Here is an 18,936-nt window from a genome sequence, read left to right on the forward strand (position 1 = left end):
CCCTGGGCGCACACGGCGGTCAGCGCGGGCGCGTCGTCGGGCAGCGAGTACGCCACCACGACGTCGGCCTGCGCCCGCGCCACGGTCTCCGGCCGCGGCCCGCCGCGATCCCGCCCGGGCATCAACACCAGGCAATGGTCGTGCCCGTCCACGGTCGACGCCAGTCCGTCCAGCACGATCGAGAGCGCCGCGTCGGCGAACGACGCCGACAGGCCCTGCCCGAGCATGAAGCCGACGGCGGCGCTGTGCCTGGTCGCCAGGCTGCGCGCGACGGGGTCGGGGCCCGCGTACCCGAGCGACGCGGCCGTCTCCAGGATTCGCTCGCGCAGCGCGGCGGACAGCTGGTCCGGCCGGTTGTAGGCGTTGGACACCGTGGCGCGCGACACGCCGACCGCGCCGGCCACCGTGTCGAGCGTCGGCTTGCGAGGGCGGTCCACGTGATGAGCGTAACCAGGTAATCGGTTGGACGTTCTGAAGCGCTTCAGCCACACTCGGGACATGCCCACGCCACGCCTCGCCGTGTTCACGGTGTTCCTGTTCAACGGGGCGCTCTTCCTCTCCTGGGCGGCGCGCATGCCCGCGGTCGCCACCCAGGTCGGCGCCACGGAGGCCACGCTCGGCCTGGCGTTGCTGGGAGCGAGCCTCGGCCTGGCGCTGACGGCGCCGTTCGCGGCCCGCATGTGCGCGCGGGTGGGCGCGCGGAAGCTCATCGTCGTCGGGTCGGCCGTCACGGTGGTGGGCGTGCCCGCCCTGGCGTTCGCGGGCTCGCCGCTGCACCTCGGGCTGAACCTGTTCGTGCTGGGCGCGTGCGGCGCGTCGCTGGACGTCGGCATGAACGTCGCCGCGGTGGCCGTCACCCGCGCTCTCGACCGGCCGCTGATGCCCCAGTTCCACGCGGGCTTCAGCGTCGGCGGCCTGGTCGGCTCGCTGGGCGCGGCGGCCGCGGCGAGCGTGGGCTGGGGCCTCACCCGCCACCTGGTGACCACCGCCGTGATCGGCGCGGTCGCGCTGGCGTGGGTGATCAGGGCCGTTCCGGGCGCGACCGGCGAGACGGCCGACGCGCCGAAGGACAACCGGCCGGTCCTCAAGCGCCCGTTCCTGTGGCTGCTCGCGGTCGTCACGTTGTTCTCCGCGATCGCGGAGGGCGCCACGGCCGACTGGTCGGCGCTGTTCTTCGTCAAGGAGCGCGGTCTGAGCGAGGCCGCCGCTGCCGCCGCCTACGCCGGGTTCTCCATCGCGATGGCCGCCGCGCGGCTGCTCGGCGAGCCCGCCCAACGCCGCCTCGGCCCGTACCGGCTGCTCGTGGGCGGTGCGCTGGTGGCGGCGGCGGGCCTGGCGCTGGCCGTGCTCGTCCCGGTGGCAGCCTCCGGGTACGTCGGCTTCGCGCTCGCGGGCCTCGGCCTCGCCTTCGCGTTCCCGGTGATCATGGACCTGGCCGGCGACGCGGGCAGGCGCGCGGACGGCACCGGCGGCGAGCGCGAGATCGGCCTGGTGACGACGGTCGCCTACACCGGTTTCCTGCTCGGCCCGCCGATGGTCGGCGGCATCGCGCACGCGAGCAACCTGTCGGTGTCGCTGGGCGTCGTCGCGGTGGTGATCGCGCTGATGGTGCCGGTGGTGCTGCTGGCGCGGCGGTCCCGCGCCCGTGAGCTCACGCCGCGGGAAGCCTGCTCAACGCCGCTTTGAGCAGCGGCTGCATGGCCGCCAGCATCTGGTCGGGCACGCCGGAGGGCTGTGCCATCGCGATCAGGACGCTCCGGTTGGCGTTGACGGCGAGGGTCGCCGTGCACGCCATCTCGCTGCCGGACAGGTCGCACAGCACCCACGTCGAGTGGCCGTCCACGACCACCTCGTGCCCCTTGGCCTGCCGCGACTGCACCTGCTCGTACTTCTGGTAGAGCGCGGCGACCACGGTCCGCCCGGCGGGCGAGCCGTCGTCCAGCACGTACTGGCACGACTCCTGGATCTGGTCGTCCGCGCGCCGGGGGTCCTTCTTGTACGGCCCGATGGCCTTCAGGTCGTCGGCGGTGAGCAGCTTGCACGGCTCCACGCCCACGACCGTGCGCGGCTTGGCGATCTTCGGCGCGCCCTTCGGCGAGGAGGTGCGCGTGGTCGTCGGAGCCTGCGTGGTGAACTCGGCCTGGGGCAGCGCGTCGCCGTTGACGGTGTAGCTGCACCCGGCCGCCAGCAGCAGGGCGAGGGCCATCGGGAGCAGCGCGCGGGAACCGGTCACGTCCGGCAACGGTAGTGGGTGTGATCTGCGCACGTCCGGCGGTTGGTCGCACCGCCGCCGCGCCGCCTACGCTCGTGGCGTGCCCACTGAAGCGCCCACCCGCACCCAGCGCACCGGTCTGATCCCCCTGCTGCTCGTCGGCACGACGACGGCCGCGCTGGTCGCCGCGGGCCTGCTCACCGCCACCGGCGCCGACCGCGCGGGGCTGATCGTCGTGCGCGTGCTGACCGAGTCGGCGGCCGTGCTGACCATCGGCTCGCTGCTGCTGGCGGCGTTCCTGGTGCCGCCGCAGGGCAACGGCACCCTGGCCGCCGACGGATACGCGGCCCTGCGCACGGCGGGCTGGGCGGCGCTCGTGTGGACGCTGGGCGCCGTGCTGTCGGTGCCGTTCACGGTGGCCGACGCGCTGGGCCAGCCGGTGGCGGTGATGCTGGACCCGGCGGTGTTGTTCCAGGTCGCGGGCCTGGTGGAGCAGGCCAAGGCGTGGATGATCACCGCGGTGGTGGTGGCGCTGCTCGCGTTGGGCTGCCGCCTCGTGCTGTCGTGGGGCTGGACCGCGACGCTGTTCTTCGTGGCCGTGTTCGCGCTGGTCCCGGTGGCGGTGACGGGTCACTCGTCGGGCGGCGGCTCGCACGACGTCGCCACGAACAGCCTGCTGTACCACCTGATCGCGGCGGCGTTGTGGGTCGGCGGACTGATCGCGCTGCTGGCGCACGGCCGGCGCGGCGGCGCTCACCTGGCGCTGGCGACGACCCGGTTCTCCAAGCTGGCGCTGGTCTGCTGGATCGTGATGGCCGCCTCCGGCGTGATCAACGCCTGGGTGCGGCTGCCGTTCGACCAGCTGTTCGCCAGCGACTACGGCCTGCTGGTGCTGGGCAAGACGCTCGCTCTGGTCGTCCTGGGCGTGGTCGGGTACTTCCAGCGCGAGAAGGGCGTGAAGCAGGTCGTCGCCACGGGCTCCGGGCACGCGCTGCTGAGGCTCGCGGGCGTCGAGGTCCTGCTGATGTTCGTCACGATCGGCCTGGCCGCCGCGCTGAGCCGCACGCCTCCGCCGGTCGAGGGCCGGGTGCTGCCGAGCACGGTGGAGTTGCGCATCGGCTACGACCTGTTCGGCGCGCCCACGTGGTCCCGCCTGCTGTTCGACTGGCGGTTCGACCTGATCTTCGGCGCGCTCTTCCTCGTCCTGGCCGCGGTGTACGTGCTGGGCGTGCGGCGGTTGCGCAAGCGCGGTGACGCGTGGCCGGTCGGCCGCACCGCGGCATGGGTCGCGGGCTGCCTGACCGTGGTGTTCGCCACGTCGTCGGGCCTCGGCCGGTACGCGCCCGCGATGTTCTCCATCCACATGGAAGCGCACATGCTGCTGTCCATGCTCGCGCCGATCCTGCTGGTGCTGGGCGGTCCGGTGACGTTGGCGCTGCGCGCGTTGCCGACCGCGGGCAAGGGCAACCCGCCCGGTCCGCGCGAGTGGCTGCTGGCGTTCGTGCACTCGCCCGTGGCCAGGCTGCTGACGAACCCGCTCGTGGCGCTGGCGCTGTTCGTCGGCTCGTTCTACGGCCTGTACTTCTCGGGGCTGTTCGACGCGGCGCTGGACTACCACTGGGCCCACCTGGCGATGAACGCGCACTTCATCCTGGTCGGCTACGCGTTCTACTGGCCGGTGATCGGCATCGACCCGGCGCCGAACCGGCTGCCCCCGCTCGGCCGGCTCGGCCTGCTGTTCGCCTCGATCCCGTTCCACGCGTTCTTCGGGATCGTGCTGATGAGTTCGCAGACCGTGATCGGCGACAACTTCTACCGCTCGCTCGGCCTGCCGTGGGTGACGTCGCAGCTGGAGGACCAGCGGTTGGGCGGCGGCATCGCGTGGGCGGCGGGGGAGGTGCCGCTGATCGTGGTGATGGTGGCGCTGCTGGTGCAGTGGGCCCGTTCGGACAGCCGCGACGCCCGCCGGGCGGACCGGCGGGCGGACGCGGACGGTGACGCGGACCTCGCCGCGTACAACGCGATGCTGCGGAAGATGTCCGGCAAGGACTAGCCCCGCTCACCGGGACGACTCGCTGCGGGACAGCTCAGTGCGGGACGGCTCACAGCGGACGGCGGTAGCCGCGCACGGCCGCCACCCAGCCCACCGCGGCGAGCGCGGCACTGGTGACCAGCGCGCCCACCACGCCCGTCACGGGGTGGTCGAGCGCCAGGGCGCGCGCCGCGTCCACCGCGAACGTCAACGGGTTGACGTTCGCGACCGCCTGCAGCCAGCCCGGCAGGCCGCTGATCGGCACGTACGCGCTGGACGCGAACATCAGCGGGAACATGGCCAGGAAGCCGACGGTCTGCATGAGCTCGGCGTTGCGCAGCCAGGCGGCGATGGCCAGGAAGATCCAGCCGATGCCCCAGCCGACGGCCAGCGCCAGCGCGAGCGCGGCCATGACGCCCACGAACCCGCCCGCGGGGGAGAAGCCGAAGACGACGACCGCGAACACCAGCATCAGCAACAGCTGCGACGCCGTGCGGACCAGGTCGGACAGGCTGCGCGCGACCAGCACCGAGCCCAGCCGGATCGGCAGCGAGCGGAACCGGGCCAGCACGCCGTTCTTCATGTCCGTGACCAGGCCGACGCCGGCCTGCAGCGCGGACTGCATGGCCGTGTTGACCAGGATCGCGGGCATCAGGAAGTCGATGTAGGCGACGCCCTGCGGGAAGCCGGGCGTCTGCGCGATGCCGGCGAAAATCTGGCTGAACAACGTCAGCATGATCAGCGGTTGCAGGACGCTGAACACGATCATGCGGGGGTCGCTGACGAGCGTGCGCAGCGATCGCTGGGTCAGCACGAGCACCTGCGTGCCGAAGTCCGTGCCGCGCCACCTGGTCTGCGGCGCGGAGGTGAGGGTGGCGGTCATCCGGGGCTCCTGTTCAGGCCGCGTGCTGCGCGAGGGTGAGGTAGACGTCGTCCAGCGTGGGCTCGCCGAGGGCGAGCTCGGTGGCCTCCAGCCCGACCTCGTCCAGCGCGCGGACCACCGTGGCGATCTCGCGCGACGACGTGACGGGCGCGGTGAGCGTGTTCTCCGCCGACACGGGCTGCAGACCGGCCCGTTCGAGGGCTTCGCCGGCCTTCGGGACGTCCGCCGCGTCCGCCAGCGTCACGGTGACCGTGCGCCGGCCGACCTGCGCCTTCAGCTCCGCGCTCGTGCCCGAGGCGACGACCCTGCCCTGGGCCAGCACGGTGATCGAGTCCGCGAGGCGGTCGGCCTCGTCGAGGTACTGCGTGGTGAGCAGGACCGTGGTGCCGTCCGTGACCAGGCCCTCCACGATCTCCCACAGGCCGAGCCTGCTGGCCGGGTCCAGGCCCGTCGTCGGCTCGTCCAGGAAGATCACCTCGGGGTGGCCGACCAGGCTCGCCGCCAGGTCGAGGCGTCGCCGCATGCCCCCGGAGTAGGTGCGGGACGGCCGCTTCGCCGCGTCCGCCAGCCCGAACAGGTCCAGCAGCTCCGTGCCCCTGGCCCTGGCCTCGCGCGGGCTCGCGCCCAGGAGCCGGGCGATCAGGACCAGGTTGTCCAGGCCGGACAGCTGCTCGTCCACGGCGGCGAACTGGCCGGTCAGGCCGATCCGGCTGCGCACCTGGTGCGCCTGCCCGACGACGTCGTACCCGGCGACCTTCGCGCTGCCCGAGTCCGGCGGCAGCATGGTCGTCAGCACGTTGACCAGCGTCGTCTTGCCCGCGCCGTTGTGGCCCAGTAGGCCGAGCACGGTGCCCTTCGGCACCGCGACGCTCACCCCGTCCAGCGCCTTCTGCGCGCCGAACGCCTTGCCGACGTCCGTCGCTTCGATCATCAGGTCGTTCACCGTTCCCCCTCGTCCACTGCGTTTCCCCTCAGCACGCCGTGCAGGAACAGCTCGACGAGCTGGTCGGTGTCGGCGGTGGAGTCGCCGAACCCCTTGCCCTGCATGCGGTTGGTGAAGACGAGCCCGAGCAGCAGGCGTGCGGCGAGGGACGGGTCGACGCGGAGGTCGTCGTCCGGGCCGAACAGCGACGCGACCTGCTCGGAGATGCGCTGCATCTCGGCCGGCGGCCCCTTGTGCTCGCGCTCGCCGTGCGGGTCGTAGCCCGAGTCGCGCAGGACGCTGACCAGCTGCCACATCCGGTCCAGGTAGCTCGACACGGCGCTGATCGCCCAGGAGAGGCGGTCGGGCAGCGTCTTCGCCCGCCTGGCCTGCTCGATGAGTTCCAGCTCGCTGTCGACCGCCAGGACGCTGCGCACGCAGGTGTGGATCAGCTCCTGCTTGTCCTTGAACGCCCGGAAGACCGTGCCCTCCGCGATGCCGGCCGCCTTGGCGATCTGGCTGGTCGTCACGTTGGCGCCGTGGGCGAAGAGCAGCGGGACGGTAGCCGCGACGATCGCCTCGCGGCGGTCCTCGGGGCTCATCGCGGGCGCGCGCCGACGGCGTTGGGTGGTGTCCTCGGGCATGGTGCCAGCTTATGAGTGAGTCCTCACTCATGTCAACGAGTGAGGACTCACTCACTTGGTGGTCCATGACATCCGCCAAGGCCCTGAAGTTGTCCACAGATCCGGAATCGGCCCTGTCCCCGACCCAATCCGCTCGGCAACCTTGGTCTAACAGCAATCCCGTCAGGAGGCGGTCATGGCGTACAACGAGACTCGCGTCACCCTCTGCGGCAACGTCGCGAGCAAGGTCACCCACACCAAGGTCGGCGCCGGGTTCAGCCGCGCGGGGTTCCGCCTGTTCACCACTGAGCGGGTGTGGGACAAGGAGCAGCGCACGTGGAGCGACGGCGCCAAGATGCTCCTGTCGGTCACCTGCTGGCGCATGCTCGCGGACAACGCGAATGCGTCGCTGAACAAGGGCGACCCGATAGTCGTCACCGGTCGCCTCCTGATCAAGGACGTCGAGTACGAGGGCTCCGTCCGCCAGGTGGTCGAGGTCGAGGCCACCGCGATCGGCCCGAACCTGGCCCTCTGCACAGCCACCCCGGTGCGCACCAGGCTCGTGCCGGACGCCGTAGAAGCCCGAGCCGCCCCCGACCAGGCCCCGCCCGAGCCCCCGGCCCCCGGCCCGACCGCCCCGGACTTCGTGGCGCCGGAAATCGTCGCCCCCCGCCGGGGCGACGACCCGCCGCCCACCGCGCCGACGGATCGGCCGTCACCCAAGGAGGCAACCGGAGTGCCGTTCTAACCCACCACGACTCCTGCCGCCCAGGGCCGCGTCGGCCTCGGCGGCAACGTGCCGACCGTGCCGGGGTGGTGGGCCACCACCCCGGCACCCTCACCCGGCACGGCCACCCGCCACCAGGACCGGCACCACTGCTGCCTCCCGTCACTGCCCTCGGCGGGTGGTCTTGGCAGCGATGGGCCGTTGCCGTCGGAGCGTTGATGGCTGGGCCTGGCGAGGTGCCGACGTGGGTACCGATCGGTGTCGACCGGGGTACTGGCCGGGTGCCGGTCGAGCACCACCTGTGGCGGGCAGCCGGGTGGCCGAAGGGCTCGTCCGAAGTGGTTCTGCGCCGATCGGGGTACAAGGGGTTCCGATCACGTCATCCGGACGGACAATGCGCGGGCAGTCGTCGCCGTTTGCGAGCGTGGAGGGGGGAGGTCGTCGGGCCGGCGCCAGGGGGCGGGTCCGGACGCAGGCACCGGGGTTGACAGCGCTACGAGTTCGCGCATCCGGTCGGAGTCGCTGGTCGCAGGGTTGCGCCAGGCGCTCGCTCAGGCCGTGTGACAGGTGTGGGTGACCCACGATCGCGTAAACTCTGCGTTGTCCTCACGTCCGTTGCCGGCGTCCGAGGTTCGGGCCCGATCGGCACCGCTCTACGATCGCGGGCATGGCCGAGTACGTCTACACCATGAAGAAGGTGCGCAAGGCGCACGGGGACAAAGTCATCCTGGATGACGTCACCATCATGTTCCTCCCCGGTGCGAAGATCGGCGTTGTCGGTCCGAACGGCGCCGGCAAGTCGAGCGTGCTGAAGATCATGGCCGGCCTGGACACACCGGGCAACGGCGAGGCCTTCCTCTCGCCCGGCTACACGGTCGGCATCCTCCAGCAGGAGCCGCCGCTCAACGAGGAGAAGACCGTCCTGGGCAACGTCCAGGAAGGCCTCGGCGAGATCAAGGTGAAGCTCGACCGCTTCAACGAGATCGCCGAGAAGATGGCCGTCGACTACTCCGACGAGCTGATGGAGGAGATGGGCCAGCTCCAGGAGGAGCTGGACCACGCGAACGCGTGGGACCTCGACTCCCAGCTGGAGCAGGCGATGGACGCCCTCCGCTGCCCGCCGCCGGACGCCGACGTCAAGACCCTCTCCGGTGGCGAGCGCCGCCGGGTCGCCCTCTGCAAGCTGCTGCTGAGCAAGCCGGACCTGCTGCTCCTCGACGAGCCCACCAACCACCTGGACGCGGAGAGCGTCCTGTGGCTGGAGCAGCACCTGGCGCAGTACGCGGGCGCGGTCCTGGCCGTCACGCACGACCGGTACTTCCTCGACAACCTCGCCGAGTGGATCCTGGAGCTGGACCGCGGCCGTGCCCACCCGTACGAGGGCAACTACTCCACCTACCTGGAGAAGAAGGCCGAGCGGCTCGCCGTCCAGGGCAAGAAGGACCAGAAGCTCCAGAAGCGCCTGAAGGACGAGCTGGACTGGGTCCGGTCGGGCGCCAAGGCCCGCCAGGCCAAGTCCAAGGCCCGCCTCGGCCGCTACGAGGAGATGGCCGCGGAGGCCGAGAAGACCCGCAAGCTCGACTTCGAGGAGATCCAGATCCCGCCGGGCCCGCGCCTGGGCAACGTCGTGGTCGAGGTCGACAACCTGAAGAAGGGCTTCGGCGACCGGGTGCTGATCGACGGCCTGTCGTTCAGCCTCCCGCGCAACGGCATCGTCGGCGTCATCGGTCCGAACGGCGTGGGCAAGACGACGCTGTTCAAGACCATCGTCGGTCTGGAGCAGCCCGACTCGGGCGTCGTCCGCATCGGCGAGACGGTCAAGCTGTCGTACGTCGACCAGAACCGCGCGGGCATCGACCCGAAGAAGAACGTGTGGGAGGTCGTCTCCGACGGCCTCGACTACATCCACGTCGGCAACGTCGAGATGCCGTCGCGGGCGTACGTCAGCGCGTTCGGCTTCAAGGGCCCGGACCAGCAGAAGCCGGCGGGCGTGCTCTCCGGTGGCGAGCGCAACCGGCTGAACCTGGCGCTGACGCTCAAGCAGGGTGGCAACCTGATCCTGCTGGACGAGCCGACGAACGACCTGGACGTCGAGACCCTGGGCTCGCTGGAGAACGCGCTGGAGCAGTTCCCCGGCTGCGCCGTGGTCATCTCGCACGACCGGTGGTTCCTCGACCGCGTCGCCACGCACATCCTGGCGTGGGAGGGCACGGACGAGAACCCGTCGCAGTGGTACTGGTTCGAGGGCAACTTCGAGGGCTACGAGAAGAACAAGGTCGAGCGCCTCGGCGCGGAGGCGGCGAGGCCGCACCGCGTGACCTACCGCAAGCTCACACGGGACTGAGAGCCGGGTACCTACATCGTGGCGGCGAGGGGCGAGGCGCAGGCGGACGTCGAGGTGAGCACGCTGGTCGTGCCCGCCTGGCGGCTGCGTTGGCGGGCACCGGAGCTTGCTCTGGTGCTGGGCGAGCGTGCGGTCGCGCTCGCCTCCGCCCGCCGTGACGAGGCCGACCGGTTGCGCGCGGAGGCCCTGGTGGTCTTCGCGAGCAACCGCATGGGTCGGGGTGTCCGGACCGCGGACCGGGCGCTGGACGCCCTGAAAGCGGCCGAGGCCGCGACCGAGCGGGAAACGGCCTGGCGGCTGCGGGTCGAGCTGGCCGACAGCGCCAGGTCGGTCGGCGCGCCCCTGACGGGCTTCGCCGCCGTCCGCCCCGTCCTGGAGGCGGAGGACGTCCCACCGGGTCTCCGGGCGGCGGCGCTCGTCCAAGCCGCCGAGTGCCTGGTCTCGGTGGGCCGCGGCGCGGCCCTGGCCGGGGCGTTGGACGAGGCGGACGGCCTCTTCCAAGCCGACCCGCTGCTCGACCACGACACGACGCTCCTGCACCGCGGCCTGCTCCGCGCGGCCGCCGCGGGCCAGCACCGCCGCTGGGGCGACCTGCCCGCGGCGATCGCGTCGTGCCGTGACGGCCTGGCCCTGCTGGACCGGCTCAAGGAGCCGGAGTCGGACAACGGGCAGGTCCGGGGCAGGCTCACGGTGGAGCTGGTCTGCGCCCTGCTCGACTCGAACAAGCCGGGCGAGGCGTCCGAGGCGGGCACCCCGCTCCTCGAACGCCCGGTGCGCGCGCCGTCCGCGGCGACCACCGGGTGGCTGCGCCTGGCCCTGGCGACCCGCGTGCACCTGCCGTCCGGCCGCGTCGACCAGGCCCGCGACCTGCTCCGCGACGCCGCCGACAGCGCCGAGCGGCACCAGTTGGACATCCTGCTGGCGGAGAGCCTGCTGGCGCTCGCGCACGTCCACGAGGTCGCGGGCAACCTCGCGGAGGCCCTCGCCGACCTGCGCTCCGCCCACGCGGCCGAGCGCAGGCGTGCCAGAGCCGTCTACGCCGTCCGCGCCAGACTCGCCGCCGAGTTCTCCGGCGTGCACCGCCGCCCGGCCGGCGGCCTGCACGACGAACTGGCGGCCCTGCTCCGCAACGGCACCCCGACCACCCCCCACACCACGCCGGCCTCCCAGCCGATGCCCGCCACGCCCGAGGTCGACGTGGCGCCGGAGGCGAAGCAGCAACTGCGCCAGTGGCGCCCGGCCCAACTGCACCGCAACGAGGGCGTCCGGGTGAAGCGCTCCCGCCGTGCGGCGGAGGACATGACCGTGGACGGCGTCTCGGCCGCCAGGGCCCACGCCGCCGACCGCTGGCGCCTGGTGCAGCCGTTCGGTGACGCGGAAGGCGAGGCGAAGGCCGCGCCGGGAGGTCGCCGCCGAGCGCCGGAACCGGGAACGACGACCCCGCCGTCCACCGCGCAGGGACGCCCGGAACACGCGCGAAGCGTCGAAGCCAAGCCCGCAGCCGCGCAGCCCGGCCTGAGCGCGCCCACCACCCCCAGCACGCCCGCCACCCCGCCCGCATCGACCGCGCCCGCCGCCTCGATCGCGCCGACTCCCACCACGCACACCGCCTCGACCGCGCACGCTGCTTTGACGGCGTCTACCGCCGCGACCGCGCCGACCCCCACCGCGCCTACCGCCTCGACCGCGCCTACCGCCGCGACCACGCCGACTTCGACCGCGCCCACCGCGCCTACCGGGTCGCCCTCGACCGAAGCCGTCGGCACTCCGCGGTTCCCGGACAGCACTCCGGGCATCCCCAACCTGGCCGCCGCTGCCGCCGCACCCATCCCGCCGGCCCCGGATGCCTTCAGCTCCATCCAGACCGGTGGCAGTGCGCTGAGCAACATCGACCAGATCCGCCCCACGCCCGCTGCGAGCCCTTCGGCCGGTGCGGCTTTCCCCGGTCCCAGTAGCCAAACCGCCCAGCCGACCGGTGCCGAAGCCCTTGGCGGCCACGCGGCCGGCCCGGCCCACGGCGACGGCGAGCCCCAGCGGCCCGAGCCCCAGCGGCCCCGCCTCGCGGCGACCGCCGGCCGGCCCGCCGATGCCGGCTCCGTCAGCGCGGCTCAGCAGGCGTCGACAGGACTGGGTGGCTCCGACGTCGGGACGACTCGGCACGCGTCGACCGATCCGGGCGGCCCGGCCGCCGGCATCGTTGCCCAGCAGGCATCGGCGCTGTCGTCCGGAAGCCACGTCAACAGCGCGGATGCCGGCAGCCCCGCTGGCGGTGACACTGCCGGCGGCAGCGCTGCCGGGCAGGCAGCCGGCGACGGCGGCGTGAGTGGTGGCTGGCCCAGTGCCGAGTCGGACGCGGACAGCGGTCCTGCGGGCGAGCGGAGTGTTCCGGCGGCGGGGTTGATCGCGGCTGCCGGTGCGGTGCGCAGTGGGCGTCGGCGGGCCCGGGAGGACTCCGAGGACGACGGCGAGCGGCCCTCCGGCGAGCAGGCTTCCGATCCCAACGTGCTGGACGTCTTGAAGGCCGCCGGCCTCCTCGGTTCGCAGCGTGTCGGTGGTCGGCGGCGTGCTCGCGACGACGACGAGCAGACCACGGCAGCCGAAGTCCCGGTCGAGAGCCCCGAGGTCGTCGGCGAGGCTGGTGGCGAGGCTCCGGCCGAGATCGAGGCTGCGGCCGAGACCGGGGCTGACGAGACCGCGGCTGACGACGTGCGCGGTCCGGAGGGTGAGCCGGAACCCGAAACGGTGAAGTGGCGCGTGGAAGCCCCGCCGCACCTGAAGGTCGAGCAGCCGTCCGTGGACATGTTCGACTCGCCGACGATGGTCCAGCCCGCGATCCGTGACGACGAGCCGCCGGTCGGACTCGGCGCCGCCTTCGTCAAGGGGCCCGTGATCCCCACCGCCCGCGTCCCCGATCCGCCCGACTACCCGAAGCCGCCCGTTCCCGACTTCGCGACGTCCTTCGCCGACTTCCCGATGTTGGTGCCCTCGCCCGCGCCCGAACCGGTGTCGGAAGCCCTGCCGGAACCGCAGCCGGAACCGGAACCGGTGCCCGAAGCGGTGGAGGAGGCCGAGTCGGAGACCCGGCCCGACGCCGTGGCGGAGCCGGTTGCCGAGGTGCGGCCGGTGCGCGAGCCGGAACCGGTCGTCGAGGTGGCGGCCGCGGAGCGGCCGGAGGTTCCCGCCGAGACGGTGCCCGGGTCGACGTCGCCGGAGCGTGAGCCTGCGCCGACGCCCGCCCCGACGCCCGCCCCGACGCCTGTCCCGACGCCACAGCCCGAGCCGGAGCAGGTGCCGCCGGTCACCGAACCCGACCAGGTCCCGACCGTGCCGATCCCCGACCCGGTCCCGGCGAACCCGTCGTCCCTCGACGCGGTGCCCCCGCCTCCGCCGGCGCGGTTCGCGCCGAGCGGGTTCCTCAGCGCGGCGGACGTCGAGCACGACGACGTGCCGGACAGCGCCCCTCGACGCCCTGCCGAGCGAACCGGGGCCGAGGAACCGAAGGCCGAGGAGCCCCAGGTCGAGGGACCGAAGGTCACGGCGGCAGAGGAAGGCGCCAAGGGCGTCGCCGTCGCGGACGGCCCCGGCCCCGTGGACGAGACCAAGGAGCCGTTCGTCACGGCGGTCGTGGTGGGCGGCAAGACGATCGACCTCCCGGCCATCGTCGAACCGACGCCCCCGCCGACGTCCGAGTCGCCCAGCGCCACGCGCGCCTCGCGCCGGCACAAGAGCGACCTGAGCCTGGCCGAACTCCTCGCCGAAGCCCTCGTCGCCTACGAGGACGCCCGGCGCGAGGACGAGGCCGCCGGCCGGTTCGACGAGGACACCGTGCCGATCACGCCCGTCGAGCCGCAGGCCCAGGCCTACACCCAGACCCAGGCGCCGACGCCGACGCAGACGCAGACCCAGGCGCACCGGGCCGCCCCGGAGTCGGACACCGAGACGACCGCGCCGATCCAGCGCGTCGACCCGAGGCCCCGGTTCGACACGTGGACACTTCCCGAATGAAATGATTTGAGGTTCTAATAAGGTTTCCCGCGGGTAACAAAGCGGGAAATACCTTCTGTCACAGCGTTTTCCCACTTTCCCTGCAAGTGGCTCGATTCAGTGAGAGGGTTGTGGCGAACCGGTTCCTGGCGTCTGGTTAAGTGGTGCGCGGACCCGGTACACAGAGGTACCGGATAGCGTGGAGTCGCCTGAACATGACCTCGACTGGAGTCCCGTCCCGACCCGAGCAAGCCGCCCGGCACACCGCCGGCGCGGCCAGCACGGCCAGTCCCGAACAAGCCCGTGACGAATTGATCGAACGGGCCGCCGCCAACGCCCCCGAGCTCGCCGACCTGATCCGCCTGTACTACCGCCACGTCCCCGCCGAGGAAGTCAACGACGACGACCCGGTGGACCTGGTGGGCGCGGTGCGCTCGAACTACCAGCTCGCCGAGACCCGGGTGCCTGGTCGTCCGGTGGTGCGCATCCTCAACCCGACTCGCGGGGACGACGGCTGGACGTGCCCGGCCACGGTGGTGCAGGTCGTCACGGACGACATGCCGTACCTGGTCGACTCGGTGGCGTCCGAGCTGACGCGCGGCGGCGTGCAGGTGCAGCGGGTGGTGCACCCGATCGTGGTGGTGCGCCGGGACCTGGTGACGGGGGCGCTCCTGGAGGTCCTGCCGACCGCCGACCCGGCCGACCCGCCGGGCGACGCGCTGGCCGAGTCGTGGATGTACATCGAGGTGGACCTGCTGACCGACCCCGGTCGGGCGCGGGAGCTGGAAACCAAGCTGCACACCGTCCTGAACGACGTCCGCGAGGTCGTCGAGGACACCGACAAGATGACCGGCACGGCCCTCCACCTGGCCGAGGAGCTGGAGAAGAGCCCGCCGCCGCTGCCCGAGCACGAGGTGCTGGACGGCGCGAAGCTGCTGCGCTGGCTCGCCGACGACCACTTCACGTTCCTCGGCTACCGCCAGTACGAGCTGGTCCGCGACGACCCGTCGACCGGCGGCGAACCGGCGCTGCGCGCGGTCCTCGCGAGTGGTCTGGGCGTGCTCAGACAGGACAGCCTCGCGGCGCGCAGCCTCACCGCCGGCCCGGACGCGGGCGCCCAGGCGCTGTCACCCGAACTGCTGGTGCTGACCCAGGCCAGTGCCCAGTCGAGCGTCCACCGGTCGGTCTATCCGTACTACGTCGGGGTGAAGACGTTCGACGCGGACGGCAACGTCACCGGCGAGCACCGGTTCCTCGGCGTCTTCTCGACCACCGCCCTGCACGAGGATGTGCTGGACATCCCGGCCATCGAGCGCCGGGTCCGCGACGTCATCCACCGCGCCGGCTTCCCGCTGCACTCGTACTCGGGCCAGCGGATGCTGGAGGTGATCCAGAACTACCCGCGCACCGAGCTGTTCTCGGTCGACACGGACACGCTCTACCAGACCGTCACGGGCGTGATCGCCCTCGCCGAGCGCCGCCGGCTGCGGCTGTTCCTGCGCCGCGACCCGTACGGCCGGTTCTACTCGTGCCTGGTCTACCTGCCGCGCGACCGCTACACGACGACGTCGTGCCTGGCCATGCAGGAAGTGCTGATCGACCAGCTCGGCGGCCTGAACCTGGAGTACAGCGCCCGCGTCGGCGAGTCCGCGCTGGCCCGCGTGCACTTCATGGTGCACACCGACCCGTCCCGCCAGGTCGAGCCCGACACCGGCCACATCCAGCAGCTGCTGGCCGACGCGATCCGGTCGTGGGACGACCGCATGGTGGAGGCGGTGCTGGACGACCACGGCACCCGGCTGGGCGCGGAGTCGTCGTCCGAGCAGGGCCAGCGGTTCGCCGCCGCGTTCCCGGAGGCCTACAAGGAGGACTTCACCGCGGCCGAGGGCCTGGCGGACTTCCGCCGCATCGCGGCCCTCGGCCCGGGCGAGCTGGACCTGGCCTTCTACGTGCCGCGCGACGCCGAGCCGGGTGAGCGGCGGTTCAAGCTGTTCCTCGTCGGAGCCCGGCTGACGCTGTCCGACGTGCTGCCGATGTTGCAGCGCATGGGCGTGGTCGTGGTGGACGAGCGCCCGTACGAGCTGACCCGCGACGACGGCGTGGAGTGCTGGATCTACGACTTCGGCCTGCGCATCGACCAGGTCACGCTCGACAAGCTGTCCGGCGAGGACCTGGAGTCGGTGCGCACCCGGTTCCAGGACGCGTTCGCCGCCGCGTGGCGCGGCGAGGCGGAGGTCGACGGCTTCAACACGCTCGTGCTCAAGGCGGGCATCACGTGGCAGCAGGCCGCGATGCTGCGCGCCTACGCCAAGTACCTGCGGCAGGCCGGCGCCACGTACAGCCAGGACTACATCGAGGACGCCGTCCTCGCGCACACCGAGGTCGCCACGGCCCTGGTGCGGCTGTTCGAGGCGCGGTTCGACCCGGCGCTGAGCGACGACCAGCGCGTGGGCCGCACCGAGCACCTGGTCGACGAGATCACCGCGCTGATCGACGCCGTGACCAGCCTGGACGAGGACCGCATCCTGCGCAGCTTCCTCACGTTGGTGCAGGCCACGCTGCGCACGAACTACTTCGTCCGCGACGCCGACGGCAACCCGCGCCCGTACCTGGCCGTGAAGCTGAACCCGCAGGCGATCCCGGACCTGCCGCAGCCGCGGCCCCGGTTCGAGATCTTCGTGTACTCGCCGCGGCTCGAAGGCGTGCACCTGCGGTTCGGCCCGGTGGCGCGCGGCGGTCTGCGCTGGTCCGACCGTCGTGAGGACTTCCGCACCGAGGTGCTGGGCCTGGTGAAGGCGCAGGCGGTGAAGAACGCGGTCATCGTGCCGGTCGGCGCGAAGGGCGGGTTCGTGGTGAAGAAGCCGCCGGCCCCGACGGGCGACCCGGGGATGGACCGCGAGGCGTTCACGGCCGAGGGCGTCGCGTGCTACCGGCAGTTCATCTCCGGCCTGCTGGACCTGACCGACAACCTGAGCGCCGGCGCGGTCGTGCCCGCGCCGCAGGTCGTCCGGCACGACGGCGACGACGCGTACCTGGTGGTGGCGGCGGACAAGGGCACGGCGTCGTTCTCCGACATCGCCAACGAGGTCGCGAAGTCCTACGGCTTCTGGCTCGGCGACGCGTTCGCGTCCGGCGGCTCGGTCGGCTACGACCACAAGGCCATGGGCATCACGGCCAAGGGCGCGTGGGAGAGCGTGAAGCGGCACTTCCGCGAGCTGGGCGTCGACACCCAGTCGCAGGAGTTCACCGTCGTCGGCGTCGGCGACATGTCCGGCGACGTGTTCGGCAACGGCATGCTGCTGTCCGAGCACATCCGGCTCGTGGCCGCGTTCGACCACCGGCACGTCTTCATCGACCCGAACCCGGTCGCGGCCCCGTCGTACGCCGAGCGCAAGCGCCTGTTCGAGCTGCCCCGCTCGTCGTGGGACGACTACGACCGCTCGCTGATCAGCGAGGGCGGCGGCGTGTGGTCGCGGTCGGCGAAGTCGATCCCGGTCAGCGACCAGGTCCGCGAGGCCCTGGGGCTGCCCGAGGGCGTGGTGAAGCTGTCGCCGCCGGAGTTGATGAAGGCGATCCTGCAGGCGCCGGTCGACCTGCTGTGGAACGGCGGCATCGGCACGTACGTCAAGGCGGGCGCCGAGTCGCACGCCGAGGTCGGCGACAAGGCCAACGACGCGATCCGCGTCAACGGCGCCGACCTGCGCGTGAAGGTCGTCGGCGAGGGCGGCAACCTGGGGCTGACCCAGCGCGGCCGGATCGAGTTCGCCCGCGCCGGCGGACCCGACGGGCACGGCGGCAAGGTCAACACCGACGCGCTGGACAACTCCGCCGGCGTCGACTGCTCCGACCACGAGGTCAACATCAAGATCCTGCTGGACGAGCTGGTCCGCGAGGGCAGGCTCGACCAGGACGGGCGCAACGAGCTGCTCGGCCAGATGACCGACGAGGTCGGCCGGCTCGTGCTGGCCGACAACTACTCGCAGAACGCCGTGCTCGGCGTGTCCCGCGCGCACGCCGCGCCGATGCTGTCGGTGCACGCGCGGCTCGTCGCCGACCTCGAACAGCGCGGCGCGCTCGACCGCACCCTCGAAGGCCTGCCCAGCGTCGCGGAGTTCAAGGCGCTGGAGAAGGCGGGCGACGGCCTCACGTCGCCGGAGCTGGCCACGCTGCTCGCGCACGTCAAGCTGGCGTTGAAGGAGGAGGTGCTGGCGAGCGACCTGCCGACGATCGACGTGCTCGCGCGACGGCTGCCCGACTACTTCCCAAGCGAGCTGCGCGAGCGGTTCGCCGACGCCATCGGCAACCACCCGCTGTCCCGCGAGATCATCACGACGGTGCTGGTCAACGAGGTCGTGGACGGCGGCGGCGTGTCGTACGCGTTCCGGTTGGCCGAGGAGATCAGCGCGTCGGCGACGGACGCCGTGCGCGCCTACACCGTCGTGACCGCGATCTACGACCTGCCGTCGCTGTGGCGGGAGATCCGGGCGCTGGACAACGTCGTGGCGACCGACGTGCAGGACGACATGGTGCTGGAAACCCGTCGCCTGCTGGACCGCGCGTCGCGCTGGCTGCTCACCAACCGCCCCCAGCCGCTGGCGGTCGGGTCGACGATCAGCCGGTTCGCCCCGGTCGTCCAAGCCCTCGTGCCGCGCACGATCGACATGCTCCAGGGGCACGAGAAGGAGTCCGTGTTCGAGCACGTCGAGCGGCTCGTGTCGCGGGGCGTGCCGGAGGAGTTGGCGCGGCGGATCGCCGGGCTGCTGTTCACCTACGGGCTGCTGGACGTGACGGAGGTGGCGGAGCTCGCCGAGCGCGAGGAAGGCCAGGCCGTCGGGCAGGAGCGGACGCACGAGGAGACGGCGGAGCTGTACTTCGCGCTGTCGGAGCACCTCGACGTGGACCGGATGCTCAGCTCGGTGTCGAGCCTCGAACGCCTGAACCGCTGGCACTCGCTGGCGCGGCTGGCGTTGCGGGACGACTTCTACTCGTCGCTGCGCTCGATCACGGTCGACGTGCTGCGGTCGGGCGACCCGGGCGACACCCCGGCGGAGAAGATCGTGAAGTGGGAGCAGGCCAACGCGTCCCGCCTCAGCCGCGCCCGTGCGGCGCTGGCGGAGATCAACCGCGTGACCAAGCTGGACCTGGCGACGCTGTCGGTGGCCGCCCGCCAGGTCCGCAGCCTGATCCGTTAGCGGCGGGGTGGGTGCGG

General features: G+C 72.3%; 11 protein-coding genes. 6 read left to right on the forward strand and 5 right to left on the reverse strand.

Annotated elements, in window-relative coordinates; genetic code table 11:
* A partial coding sequence (locus ACFQ3T_RS00985) for a LacI family DNA-binding transcriptional regulator (protein ID WP_380718671.1) occupies positions 1-437 on the reverse strand: 437 nt, incomplete at its 3' end.
* A 61-nt stretch (positions 438-498) separates the two neighbouring features.
* Here ACFQ3T_RS00985 and ACFQ3T_RS00990 point away from each other — a divergent pair.
* Positions 499-1,686, forward strand: coding sequence for an MFS transporter (locus ACFQ3T_RS00990; RefSeq protein ID WP_380718673.1), 1,188 nt, complete (start codon positions 499-501; stop codon positions 1,684-1,686).
* Here ACFQ3T_RS00990 and ACFQ3T_RS00995 read toward each other — a convergent pair.
* The gene (locus ACFQ3T_RS00995; RefSeq protein ID WP_380718675.1) at positions 1,652-2,233 is read right to left on the reverse strand and encodes a DUF3558 family protein; all 582 of its coding nucleotides are present in this window, start codon (positions 2,231-2,233) and stop codon (positions 1,652-1,654) included. The two genes, ACFQ3T_RS00990 and ACFQ3T_RS00995, sit on opposite strands and share 35 nt — an antisense overlap.
* A 79-nt stretch (positions 2,234-2,312) precedes the next feature.
* Between ACFQ3T_RS00995 and ACFQ3T_RS01000 the strand changes: the two genes are divergently transcribed.
* Positions 2,313-4,265: a cytochrome c oxidase assembly protein gene (locus ACFQ3T_RS01000; RefSeq protein WP_380718677.1), complete on the forward strand. Its 1,953-nt coding sequence runs from the start codon at positions 2,313-2,315 to the stop codon at positions 4,263-4,265.
* 49 nt (positions 4,266-4,314) lie between these two features.
* Here the strand turns inward: ACFQ3T_RS01000 and ACFQ3T_RS01005 are convergent, their stop codons facing one another.
* The 3 genes from ACFQ3T_RS01005 to ACFQ3T_RS01015 are packed head-to-tail and all read right to left on the reverse strand — an operon-like array spanning position 4,315 to position 6,693.
* Entirely contained in the window at positions 4,315-5,127 is an 813-nt protein-coding gene (locus tag ACFQ3T_RS01005) for an ABC transporter permease (RefSeq protein ID WP_380718679.1), read from the reverse strand.
* Positions 5,128-5,140: 13 nt separating this feature from the next.
* On the reverse strand, positions 5,141-6,058 hold the full coding sequence (locus ACFQ3T_RS01010; protein ID WP_380718681.1) for an ATP-binding cassette domain-containing protein: 918 nt from the start codon (positions 6,056-6,058) through the stop codon (positions 5,141-5,143).
* An 8-nt stretch (positions 6,059-6,066) separates the two neighbouring features.
* Positions 6,067-6,693: a TetR/AcrR family transcriptional regulator gene (locus ACFQ3T_RS01015; RefSeq protein ID WP_380718683.1), complete on the reverse strand. Its 627-nt coding sequence runs from the start codon at positions 6,691-6,693 to the stop codon at positions 6,067-6,069.
* A gap of 175 nt (positions 6,694-6,868) precedes the next feature.
* On the opposite strand from ACFQ3T_RS01015, the gene ACFQ3T_RS01020 reads away from it, so the two are divergent.
* From ACFQ3T_RS01020 to ACFQ3T_RS01035, 4 genes are all read left to right on the forward strand, one after another.
* Entirely contained in the window at positions 6,869-7,420 is a 552-nt protein-coding gene (locus tag ACFQ3T_RS01020; RefSeq protein ID WP_380718685.1) for a single-stranded DNA-binding protein, read from the forward strand.
* 646 nt (positions 7,421-8,066) lie between these two features.
* Positions 8,067-9,743, forward strand: a complete 1,677-nt coding sequence (gene ettA / locus ACFQ3T_RS01025) for an energy-dependent translational throttle protein EttA (RefSeq protein ID WP_380718687.1) — start codon at positions 8,067-8,069, stop codon at positions 9,741-9,743.
* A gap of 18 nt (positions 9,744-9,761) precedes the next feature.
* The gene (locus ACFQ3T_RS01030) at positions 9,762-13,748 is read left to right on the forward strand and encodes a hypothetical protein (protein ID WP_380718690.1); all 3,987 of its coding nucleotides are present in this window, start codon (positions 9,762-9,764) and stop codon (positions 13,746-13,748) included.
* 194 nt (positions 13,749-13,942) lie between these two features.
* Positions 13,943-18,919 carry an NAD-glutamate dehydrogenase gene (locus ACFQ3T_RS01035; protein ID WP_380718692.1) on the forward strand — a complete coding sequence of 1,659 codons (4,977 nt, stop codon included), beginning with the start codon at positions 13,943-13,945 and terminating at the stop codon, positions 18,917-18,919.
* Positions 18,920-18,936 lie beyond the last annotated feature (17 nt).

It is taken from the genome of Saccharothrix hoggarensis (genome assembly GCF_042678885.1).
Taxonomy (GTDB): Bacteria; Actinomycetota; Actinomycetes; order Mycobacteriales; family Pseudonocardiaceae; genus Actinosynnema; species Actinosynnema hoggarensis.